Source organism: Holospora elegans E1 (assembly GCF_000648275.1).
Taxonomy (GTDB): domain Bacteria; phylum Pseudomonadota; class Alphaproteobacteria; order Holosporales; family Holosporaceae; genus Holospora; species Holospora undulata_A.
Genome location: NZ_BAUP01000109.1, coordinates 1 through 11,040, shown reverse-complemented (window position 1 = coordinate 11,040; position 11,040 = coordinate 1). Strand labels below are relative to the sequence as shown.

The following is an 11,040-nucleotide window of genomic DNA, read 5'->3' as shown; positions in this document are numbered from 1 at the left end:
AAGGAAATGTAATCTTTCCAACTCTAACAGCTAGTACGAGGCAATTGATATTCTGCGTTCCAACCTTCCAATTGGTGCCATCGAGCATTAAATGCATTTTAGGAACTGGCTCCCAAATGCTTGATATTAAGGCTTTTGAGAAGAGTCCAGAATCAATTCCTTGTCCTTTTAAAAAAACGCCTGATGCGTTCAAGCTTGGATTTTATTGAAGCTGGAGAGTTCATCTTGTGGATCAGCGCAGGATGCTGAACCTTTCGCTGATCGATCATACTAAGTACGAAGGTTTTAAAAGTCTCTGCGCGGGAATTGTGAAAAGCTAATATTTTTTTATCTTGTTTATTAAGGATGAGAGGTTCATTTGCATTAAACATTGTTGTTTGTTTTTAATAAAATAGTCTATCTTTCGGGTCTTTTAAAGACCCTTCAAAAAAGTGAGGGGGAGTATGGTTTAAATAACAATAAAAAAATGTTTTATTAAAAAAACATTCAAATAAAATAAAGTGTAATTGTTTTTTATTCATTAATGTGCAACCGCTCAATTTAACGCGAAAAACGCCTTGGAAACAATCCTTTAAAAAAGCATACTTTTTCTATTTTTCCTCTTGCATTAATAGTTCGTGTGTGTTAGGATAAAAACTGTAATTAGCACTCCGTTACCGTGACTGCTAATTTTCTATATCGGTAAACAAATATGGAGGAACTCATGACTAAATTTAAACCTTTAGGAGACCGTATTCTTGTAAAGCGTGCAGAAGCGGAAGAAAAAACTGCAGGAGGAATCTTAATTCCCGATACCGCAAAGGAAAAACCTATTGAAGGTACCGTAATTGCAGTGGGACCAGGTGCAAGGGATGCACAAGGAAATCTTATGCCCCTAGAAATAAAGGTGGGAGATCGCATCCTGTTTGGAAAATGGTCTGGTACAGAAGTTAAATTAGCTGGTGAAGACCACATTGTGATGAAGGAATCCGATGTGTTTGGTATTGTAGCGTAAAAGGAGGAAGCATATGTCAGTAAAACAGATTGCATTTGGATCAAAAGTTGGAGAATCTTTACTTAGCGGAGTTATCAAGCTTGCCAATTGTGTCCAAGTTACTTTAGGGCCTAATGGACGTAATGTATTAATTGAGCAGTCTTTTGGTGATCCTAGAGTCACAAAAGACGGTGTGACGGTGGCAAAGCATGTAGAGTTAGAAGATCGTTATGAAAATTTAGCTGCTCAGTTAGTAAAAAGCGTTGCTTCAAAAACTGCAGATATGGTTGGGGATGGAACTACGACAGCTACTGTTCTTGCTCGAAGCATTTACAGTGAAGCATTCAAGGGAACTTCTGCCGGAATGAACTCTATGGAGCTTCGCTCTGGAATTGATTACGCTGTTGAAGTAGTCGTGGAAAAATTAAAAGATCTTTCTACGTCTGTAAAAGGAAATTATGAAAAAATTGCGCAAGTTGCAACAGTTTCCGCTAATGGTGATGCGGAAATTGGCGATATGATCGCACAAGCTATGGAAAAAGTTGGTTCTGATGGTGTTATAACCGTAGAAGAAGCAAAGTCTTTCAAAACTGAGCTAGATGTTGTCCCAGGTATGCAGTTTGATCGTGGATACATCTCTCCCTACTTCATTACTCGACAAGACAAGGGCGTGGCAGAATTAGAGCGATGTTATATTTTATTATACGATGGAAAAATTAGCAGTGCTCAGTCTTTGCTTCCTGTATTAGAAAAAAGTGCAAAAGAATCCGCAAGTCTTTTGATTATCGCAGAAGATGTTGAAGGGGAAGCCTTGGCTATGCTGGTGGTAAACAAGATTCGTGGTGTTCTTAAAGTGGCAGCGGTTAAGTCTCCTGGATTTGGAGACCGTAGAAAAGCTATGCTGGGCGATATTGCAGTGTTAACTAATGGGTATGTTGTCAGCTCTGAAGTGGGAATGCGGTTAGAAGACGTTCGAATAGAAGATCTTGGAAGAGCAGATAATGTTGTAATCGAAAAAGACAATACTACAGTGATTGTCAACGGGCCGGTGCGTTCTTCTGTTAAAGAACGATGTGATAAGATTCGATCAGAAATTAATGACGCTACTTCTGATTACGATAGAGAAAAGCTTCAAGAGCGTTTGGCCAAACTGTCTGGTGGCGTAGCAGTCATTCGTGTGGGAGGTGCTACAGAAGTAGAGTTAAAGGAACGTAAAGATCGCGTCGAAGATGCAATGCATGCAACAAAAGCTGCTGTAGAAGAAGGAATTATCCCAGGGGGTGGAACTGCATTCTTACGCTGTGTAAAGTCTCTAGAAGATGCGATTAAGAGCGCAGAAATTCAAGAACGTGGGCGAGATTTCGTTTGCGGTATTAATGCGGTGAAGGCTGCACTTTCTGCTCCTTGTCGTCAAATTGCTCACAATGCTGGTAAAGAAGGGGGAGTTGTAGTATCTGAGGTCTTGAAAGCTTCTAACGTAAACATTGGGTACGATGCGCGTCATGATCGATATGTGGACATGATAGAAGCGGGTATTATTGATCCTACTAAAGTAGCAAGGACAGCTTTGCAAAATGCAGGATCTGTTTCTGGATTGCTTAATACCACAGACGTTATTATTGCTCAAATCCCTGAAAAGGAGAAACCTGCAATGGGTGGCGGCATGGGCGGCGGTATGGGCGGTGGCATGGATTTTTAGGAAGTAGCTTTTTCTAAAGTATCCGTGTTACTGAAACTATTCAGCTTTTTTCTAAGCTATAAATTAACTTTTTATTCATGTGCTTGTGTCTTTTCGGCAAGCACATGAAAGAAGTAAGAATAAGTGTTTAAATTCTTTACACTTATTTTAGTGATAAAACCTTAAATATTTGGCAATCAGTATTTTTTTAAAATCGTGTAGGTGTAGAATAAAAAAGGATTGCCAAAGAGTTAGAAAAAATTCAATATAGAAACAAAAAAATTCAGGACTTTTCCTTTAATTTTCTATCATTTTATGCTTAGTTTTACTCTTAGGGCTTGGCTTAGCAATCCAATATGGCTAGGATTTCCTAAAATAATATCTTTTAATTCTTTTTTGTGTTTTTTAGAACTTTTTTTGCACAAAGCAATTACTGGAAAACTTTCCATATTAAGTTTTGAGATGTATTGGGCACATTTTTTCGAGTGATGTTCTACTTCTGGACAATTCATAATTTCAGAAAAAGATTTTTCCGAAATTTCAGGGTGATGCTGCGCAAATAGTTTGGGCCAATCCAACGCTTCTACAGGATTAAAGCGTGTATCAATAATCCCTAATGTTTTTTCGAGACCGTCATTCTTTTTTATTTTATGTGCTGCCATTAAAGCCTTTATAGCGCAGTGCGAAGCAGAATTCGTAGGGGCATAAACAATACGAACGTCTGTGTGGTTTCCAAAAAATTTTTCTTTTTCTAGTTGAATCAAGTTTTTAATTAAAGAACGGCAGTGAGGACAGTAAGGAGAAACAAAAGCAATAACAGAATTTTCAACCTTAGAGGTGTTTTCTGTTTCTGTTAAAGGAATGCTTGGAATAGAATCTAGCTCTATATTTTGTAATGATTTTTTTAAAATTTCTTCTTCTGAATCGACTCCTTGGTTTTTTCCTGCTCCGTAATGGTAGCTCATTTGAGCTAAAACATTGAACATTTCTGGATTTTGTTCAAACATTTCTACAATTTCTTCTGGGGACACTTTTGCAAAACCTTTAATAGCACACATTCCAAATAAAAAACAAAATAATATTTTTTTCATTACATACCAAAAACTTTTTTCAACAGATATATATAAGCAGATCAAAATCAAAAAGAAGTAAAATTCCTTATATACATTTATGCATAAAAGTGGAGACAAATTTTTTAAAGAAGGTCGCAAGACTAGAATAGAAAAAAATATCAATTGTTAGTTTTAAATCTAAATTCTAAAAACCTGTCTTCACAATTTAAATAAGATCTGATAAAAAGCTTGGTTAGAAGGGAAATGACATGCCCTATCCGAGAGATTTGAGTTCCACACAAAGGAGATTAAATAAAATCTCATTTTGATACAGGGAATTATGGTAAAAAACGTGAGAACGCTTACGAACGGGGTGTTTTATTCCATAAAGACGGGCTGTCAGTAGCGCTTTTTACCGCCTCCATGGAAAAGTGTGCACAGATTTTATATGCAAGAAAGACAAAGCTAAATTTGGAAGAAAATGATAAGGGATCTTATGGAAAAAATCCGGATAAACAATGGACGAAACAATCCAACCTACAGTCTAATTAACTTACAAAGTGCAAAAACAACGGAAAAATCTGTAAATCAAGGGATTGATGGGGGGGAAAAGGTCCAAGAGCGTAAACGCCATAGTGTCACGGATACCCAGATATTTTTCATGTGAAGGCTCACGCGGCAACTACACATGATACTGTTGCGGGATGCAAGGTATTTGACAAGGCGGGTGTAAAATATCCATCGATTAAAGGCGTATGCGCAGATGCTGGTTCTCGTAAAATGTTCGAAGAGTTATTCAAAACATTGAAGAAGACCTTAGAGATTTCGGCACGTATTACGTCGGGCGGGAAATTTTAGCGAAAAGATGGGGGATAGGGAGTTTGCTAAATCATTTTAGGTGATTGCCCGATTATGAAATAGGCGTTCAATCGGCAAAACACAACATTATGATTCCCCATTCAATGCTACTGATTCGTCTGTTGGCTTAACTGTGAACACAGGTTTTAACTTTGCAGATATTCCTTCATATTAAAATGAATCCTCTTGCATAGTAAAATAGAGAAAATCATTTAGTTTAGAAAGCATCGATAAAATTTAACATTTCCTTATCAAGGTATTGCTGTAAATCAGAATAAAGGAGAAGGTGATAAGTAAACAACAAACTAGCTGCGTAAGTATGATTTTATGTAAATTTTATAAGAAAGTATGGGGATTACCCATCTAAAGTAAGTTTCCGTTTCGCTAATATACGCAAACATTCAGAAACATTCAAGAACATTTGACGTTTGTTTGGCCTGACTCCTTATATTATTTTAGAAAATCGTCAGCAAATAATTTGTTCTCTGTGGAAAAGACGAGTGATAGGACGTTATCAACGTCCTAGACATAAGTATAAGCTTGAGATCCAAGACAGAGTCTTGATGTTTTTTCTCTAGATATAGTTAATTGAGGTTGAATTAGGTGTAATTTTTTGTTACAATAAAAAGAAAATGACAAAGAGCTACACCAACGATTTAAGACAAAGAGAAATAGAATATTTAGATGAGGGGGGGCGGATATATTGAAGCATCGCACCTATTTAAAATAAGTGTATCAGCGATAGGCAGGTGGCATAGAAAATTGGCATAGAAAATACAGACAAGAAGGCAGTTATTTTCCTAAAAGGCGTGATGACTCAGAAAAAAAGATTGACTTAGAGGAGCTTGAAGCGTACGTCAAAAAAAACCAAGATATGACCTTGAAAAAAGCTGCTCAAGAATTTGGGGTGAGTATTTTTACAATCGGTTACTGGTTAAAAAATAGCTATAAAAAAAAGACTTTTCGTACGTGGAAGCAGGAAAAGAAAAGCGAAGTCAGTATCAAGAATAGATCAAAGATATAGCGTATCCAAGTCTTGTATCTTTCTTCCTTATTTCTTTTTATTTTGGGACCTCTACCATTTTATGGAATGTAGCTTTCTTAACTCCGGTTAATATCCGAAATTTTCCTTCTCCAACTCTTTGATTTGCTCGTATTTCACATACGTTTCCATCAGATAGATGATATTTTTTTCGATTTTATTTTTTGTATCATTTCCAAAGAGGTCTATTGAATTTTGCGAGATTAATTCTTGTGCTACTTTTCGTATAACTCTTCTTTTTTTTATAATCAACAAAGCGATCTGTAATATCTACTAAGAGGTAATGAAACTCATTCTCATCTTCTTTATTTTCTAAGATATTTTTTTTAAAGTTTTATATTTTTCTATAATAAGGGGGATTTTTGCTTTTAATGTTTTATCCAGTATAGAACTTTCTGCTGTATTCATAGCGCGCACACAAAACACAAAAATAAATCTTTTTAACATGTTTTGCAATGCATCAACTATAAATATTTCAAACCTAAACACAAAATTTTCATTTTTTTTATAGTATAGTCATTTAGCCTGAAGATGGGGGGCAGATTTGGGCTTGTAGGGAAGGGTAAATAATGCACCTTAATCCCCCTTTCTTTTGCTGCTTTTGGGTGTCTTTGCTTGTAGGGTCCTTGATCAAAGATCAGGTGAACGTTAGTCGCCTTTGGATAAGCGTCTTTCAGCTGATCAAAAAACGTCTTCAAGGTTTTTAAGGACGCCACCGTAAGGCGCATGTGCAGTCACTCCCATCAGGTTCATGCGCGTAGGCCGTCGTGGCAACGGGGGTGCCTAACAGGTGATTTTCGTTGCCATGGTGGGGGACACGTTATCACCAAACAGGATGAGTTCATTCTCCGGCGGTGTTGTCATAACCGTTGAATAAAAGCTTCCCGCTTGGCCGGATCTACCTTTGCGTGCCATACCGCTGGATTTTAAATGAAAAATTATGGGCGTGCAGCCATAGGGTTCAAGAACATGAGCCGCAGATATCGCTCACTTCATATACGTTGTGGCCTTCCAAATGCGCGATAAGTTTTGCTGTTTGTGAAATATTCAGCTTGCTCACAGATCCCCCGCTTGACACCATTAACTTTTGATCCTCCTTATACTCCTCTACATGACAACTGATCGTCAATCAGAAAAACCTCAACAATTTAACGAGCTCAACCTTTTATCGGATAATAAAACAGTCTTAATCCTATCTTCTACGCGTCGGTTCTTTTCTTGCTGATGCTGCGTTCTTAACACAACACGATCTTCTTCTTTCAAAAATCTTTGCATAAAAAAATTATTAACACATAAAATTAAACTTTTAAACAATTTCATTCAGCATGAGTATAAGTATTCCTTCTTTTTTGTATCTTATTCCCCCTCTACTTACACTGCTTTTACTAACTTTAAATGTTTAGGATATCGTTTTTTGATCGTTACCAAGTTTAATATTTCTATTACTCACTCCCTTAGATCGAAGCTGTTTTGTTTCTTTGTCATTTTCTGTTAAAAATAGCATCACTCTGCCCCACTTTCAAGCTAAATTACTATAATTGTACTATCAAGTGTTCAATTGCTTTAATTTTACAGATATTTTTTTGCCACTTTCCTTGTGCTAAAGTTTCATACCCCCCGCCTTGGGCGTCTATATTTAAAAGAGTGTACAGTTCTTTTAACAAAGCTAAAGCACTGTGTGTTCTGGCCCGATCTTCTCTAACAGCTATATAGACACTGTGCTTGTCTTGAAAATTAAGCCAAAATATTCCCACATCGAATTCTTTTTCCGTCTTCAGCTTATCAATCCAGGATTTTACGGATTTGGGATCGCTTCCTTGCAGCGCTCCCCACCACAATACTCCACCAGAGTGATGAAGGCGCTCTACTTCATAAGAAACAGAAGGAAGCTGCTTAGAACTTGTCACCAAGCGTCGGACTTTTTCCTCAAAATCTTGTGGTGAGGCCTTAAGCAATCGCATCATTTTTTTTTGTTCTGAAAATAATGTTTGAACATACTTAAATGCTTCTTGTTGTGTGACAGCTTCAATACGTCGCACCCCTGAGCCAATACTGCTTTCTTGTAAAATTTTGAAAAGCCCAATTTCCCCCGTATGCTCTACATGGGTTCCTCCGCATAGCTCTATAGAAGAAAGAGAGTCTAATTTCCCTATGGAAACGACACGAACTTCTTGTGCGTATTTTTCTCCAAACAGTGCCATGGCTCCTGCTTTCAAAGCAGCTTCTTGAGGCATAACTGCGAATTTAACCGGAAGATTTTCCCATATCTTGTCATTTACCCAAGCTTCAATTTGACATAACTCTTCTTCAGACACTGCAGCCGGATGCGAAAAATCAAAACGCAGTCGCTCTGGAGTCACCAAAGAACCTTTTTGCGAAACGTGTTGTCCTAAAATACTTCTTAATGCACTATGCAGCAAATGCGTAGCAGAATGATTGCTTTGAACCTTTTTTCGATAGGCAGAATCTACTGTTAAAATAACAGAATCTCCTTCTTTTAATACACCTTGTTGCATTGTTCCGTGATGAACGAATACGTGATTGTGTTTTTCGGTATGGGTTACTTCCATAATCCCACTTGGACCTTTGATCCACCCTTTATCTCCGATTTGCCCTCCGGATTCTGCGTAAAATGGAGTGGTTTGTGTTACAATGCATCCAGTTTTTCTGAGCTCTACTAAAGGAGTTTTTTCACTAGGATCTAAAATAAGCTGAATCGTATCGTTGTGTTCCAGTGCATGATAGCCACAAAATCCGCTGGGATTGCGTCCTTTAGTTATTGCATTCCAAAAGTTTTCAGTTTCCTTGTCATAAAAAGTCTTCCCTTGATTACCAAGACTATGCTGACGAGAAGAAGCTTTTTGTACTTCTAAGTATTGTTCAAAGCCTTCATGATCAACAACAATTCCTTCATCAGACAAAATATCTTGTATAAGATCTATGGGAATCCCATAGGTATCGTAAAGCTGAAATGCTTTTTCCCCAGGAAATATTCCATCTTGAACATGAAGTTTGCTTGTTTCTATCAAGCGAATCCCTTGAGCCAAAATATTCTCAAATCTTTCTGCTTCATGAAATAAAGTTTTTTGTATCAATGCTTGTGCACGTACGAGCTCTGGATAAGTTTCTCCCATACTTTGAAGCAAACACGGAACGAGATCTGACAGATGATCCAAAGGCGCATTGATATAAGAACCAAAGCGTAAAGCGCGACGAATAATACGGCGCAAGACGTATCCTCTTCCTTCATGAGAAGGCAAAATCCCATCTGATATCAAAAAGCTTGCACTGCGCACGTGATCTGCCATAACACGATGGGGAAGATTTTCCACAGAAAAAGCTTTACAAGAAGAACCAGAACATAAAGATTTTGATGCCTTTACAAGATGATACAGTGCATCAGTGTGAAAGTTATCATGAACTCCTTGCATAACTGCTGCAATACGTTCTAGTCCCATTCCGGTATCAATACAAGGATTTTTTAAAGGAATGTCTCCTTGGGGAGTTCGTTCAAATTGCATAAATACAAGATTCCACAACTCTACAAAACGATCTCCATCTTGCTGAGCTGTTCCGGGCAATCCTCCTTGGATATGGGCTCCGTGATCAAAAAATATCTCCGAACATGGCCCGCAGGGGCCTGTGTCTCCCATGGCCCAAAAATTATCTTGGCTACTGATAAATAAAATGCGAGAGTCTGAAAGATCAGCTACTTTTTCCATAATTGAGCTGCTTCAAAATCTGTGTGATATACAGTAACGTAAAGTTTTTCTTTAGGAATTTTTAAACGTTTAGTAAGAAAATTCCAAGCATATTCAATAGCATGTTCTTTGAAATATTCAGAAAAAGAAAAATTTCCTAACATTTCGAAAAAGGTATGATGGCGTGCAGTGTGCCCTACTTGTTCTAGATCGTTATGTTTTCCTCCAGCTCGAACGCATTTTTGACAAGTTGCTGCAGTTTTATAAGATCTTTTTTCTTTTCCTATCAAAATATCTTTAAACTGAACCATTCCTGCGGTAGTAAAAAGTAGCGAGGGATCATTTTCTGGCACAAGCCCAGAAGAAGGAACTATGCAGTGCCCCAAAGATTGGAAATTATCTAAGAACGCATTACGAATATCAACGATCTTCATTGTGTATAATCTTTTAGATCAAGAAAAACTACTAGCTATCCTATCATAGGTTGTGTAAAAAAGATAGGAAATACAATCATGGCTTTAAGATCGGAAAAAATTTTAAATTTTTAATAAAATGAAGTGCATTTTCCGTAGATCCCCTTTTCTTATGAAGAAACGAAACTCTTATTCAATATTTTAGATTGTCAGAATGATAAGGAGCAAGCAAAACAGTACTTTAAAAATTTTTTAATCTAATCATTTTTAATCTAATCAAATAAAAGATTGTTTTCATTGGGGGAATAGGCCATTAACAAAGATGTTACGATCAATAGCAAAAAAGCTTATTGAACAATTCTGAGTTGATATGAAATAATAGACGAGTATAAGAACCTATCTTTACAGTTAAGCCAACAGAAGAATCAGTAGCATTGAATAGGGGATCATAACGTTGTGTTTTGCCGGTTGAGCGCCTATTTCGTACTCCTTGCTCAATCGCCTAGAATGATTTAGCATGTTCTCTCTACCCCCATCTTTTCGCTAAAATTGCCCAGCCCTGTGTAATACGTGCCGAAATCTCTACAGTCTTCTTCAATATGTTTTGAACAAACTCTTCGAACGTTTACGATAACCAGCATCTGCGCATACGCATTGAAGCGATGAGTATTTTGCACCTGCCTTATCAAACCTACCTTGCATCCCGCAACAGTATCATGTGTAGTTGCTGCGTGAACCTTCCTATCATATACTTCGGCTACTTTACTGATCCCGTTTTTTTTTATCTGAGATTACAGCCTGCAATTTATCTCCCAAACAAAGCATCTTTTCCAATCCGTTTTAAACTTTGTGGTGCAAATTCAACAGCATAATCTTCTATTTATTTTTGACACACAAGCCATTCTTTATCCTTATAATTTTTTATTATAAATACCATACGCTCTTCATCAAATGTATGTATCTCTGTTCATTTAGTAATGAGCAATGGAATTTGGCATTATCATTTACAAATACTTTGGCTAGCTCAGACAAATATGTATTCATGCATGCTGAACATGCGACATAATTAAATTAAAATTCTTCCCTGTAGCTGATTCAATCGCTCCGTAAAGATAGAAATTCTCATATAGTATTTTAGGTTGAATTAGATACTTTGAGGAATCACGAAATAGCGTCGAATAGAGCATTGAAATTTGGTATATACTAAATCAAACTGAAAGTGTTGGACTAATGCGTTAAAAGTTGTCATTGGCGCGGTCGACAAGATTCATGGCGATGGTGTTTCAGGTTTGGTCGAAAAAATACAGCATACTATACTCTTGC

At 37.1% G+C, this 11,040-nt stretch carries 7 protein-coding genes and 2 pseudogenes; 4 read left to right on the top strand and 5 right to left on the bottom strand.

Annotated features, from left to right (window positions below; all coding sequences use genetic code 11):
- Together HE1_RS08260 and HE1_RS04455 are read right to left on the bottom strand one after the other, a co-directional pair.
- A pseudogene (locus HE1_RS08260) lies at positions 1-193 on the bottom strand (hypothetical protein); the annotation flags it as partial.
- Positions 153-371: a hypothetical protein gene (locus tag HE1_RS04455; protein WP_035545162.1), complete on the bottom strand. Its 219-nt coding sequence runs from the start codon at positions 369-371 to the stop codon at positions 153-155. The pseudogene HE1_RS08260 and the gene HE1_RS04455, both read right to left, overlap by 41 nt.
- 332 nt (positions 372-703) lie before the next feature.
- Here HE1_RS04455 and HE1_RS04450 point away from each other — a divergent pair, with 332 nt between their 5' ends.
- Both HE1_RS04450 and groL read left to right on the top strand, forming a co-directional pair.
- A complete protein-coding gene (locus HE1_RS04450) occupies positions 704-994 on the top strand; it encodes a co-chaperone GroES (protein WP_006292354.1) in 291 nt (96 codons plus the stop codon).
- A gap of 13 nt (positions 995-1,007) precedes the next feature.
- On the top strand, positions 1,008-2,672 hold the full coding sequence (gene groL / locus HE1_RS04445) for a chaperonin GroEL (RefSeq protein ID WP_006292358.1): 1,665 nt from the start codon (positions 1,008-1,010) through the stop codon (positions 2,670-2,672).
- Positions 2,673-2,959: 287 nt separating this feature from the next.
- Here the strand turns inward: groL and HE1_RS04440 are convergent, their stop codons facing one another.
- Complete coding sequence (locus HE1_RS04440; protein ID WP_162480346.1) at positions 2,960-3,742, bottom strand: thioredoxin domain-containing protein; 783 nt, start codon at positions 3,740-3,742, stop codon at positions 2,960-2,962.
- 457 nt (positions 3,743-4,199) lie between these two features.
- Between HE1_RS04440 and HE1_RS09725 the strand changes: the two genes are divergently transcribed.
- Positions 4,200-4,370, top strand: a complete 171-nt coding sequence (locus tag HE1_RS09725; RefSeq protein ID WP_242837202.1) for a hypothetical protein — start codon at positions 4,200-4,202, stop codon at positions 4,368-4,370.
- Between the two features lie 945 nt (positions 4,371-5,315).
- Entirely contained in the window at positions 5,316-5,585 is a 270-nt protein-coding gene (locus HE1_RS07385; RefSeq protein WP_084491052.1) for an IS630 transposase-related protein, read from the top strand.
- Positions 5,586-6,743: 1,158 nt separating this feature from the next.
- Here HE1_RS07385 and HE1_RS09355 read toward each other — a convergent pair.
- Positions 6,744-6,923: a hypothetical protein gene (locus HE1_RS09355; RefSeq protein ID WP_035545153.1), complete on the bottom strand. Its 180-nt coding sequence runs from the start codon at positions 6,921-6,923 to the stop codon at positions 6,744-6,746.
- 212 nt (positions 6,924-7,135) lie between these two features.
- Positions 7,136-9,738, bottom strand: a pseudogene (gene alaS, locus HE1_RS04415) (alanine--tRNA ligase).
- Positions 9,739-11,040 lie beyond the last annotated feature (1,302 nt).

Bases quoted from the DNA above. Each gene is read 5' to 3' on its own strand.
- HE1_RS04450 (WP_006292354.1), top strand. From the start codon at position 704: ATGACTAAATTTAAACCTTTAGGAGACCGTATTCTTGTAAAGCGTGCA.
- HE1_RS09355 (WP_035545153.1), bottom strand. From the start codon at position 6,923: ATGAAATTGTTTAAAAGTTTAATTTTATGTGTTAATAATTTTTTTATG.
- HE1_RS09725 (WP_242837202.1), top strand. From the start codon at position 4,200: ATGGAAAAAATCCGGATAAACAATGGACGAAACAATCCAACCTACAGT.
- HE1_RS04440 (WP_162480346.1), bottom strand. From the start codon at position 3,742: ATGAAAAAAATATTATTTTGTTTTTTATTTGGAATGTGTGCTATTAAA.
- groL (WP_006292358.1), top strand. From the start codon at position 1,008: ATGTCAGTAAAACAGATTGCATTTGGATCAAAAGTTGGAGAATCTTTA.
- HE1_RS04455 (WP_035545162.1), bottom strand. From the start codon at position 371: ATGTTTAATGCAAATGAACCTCTCATCCTTAATAAACAAGATAAAAAA.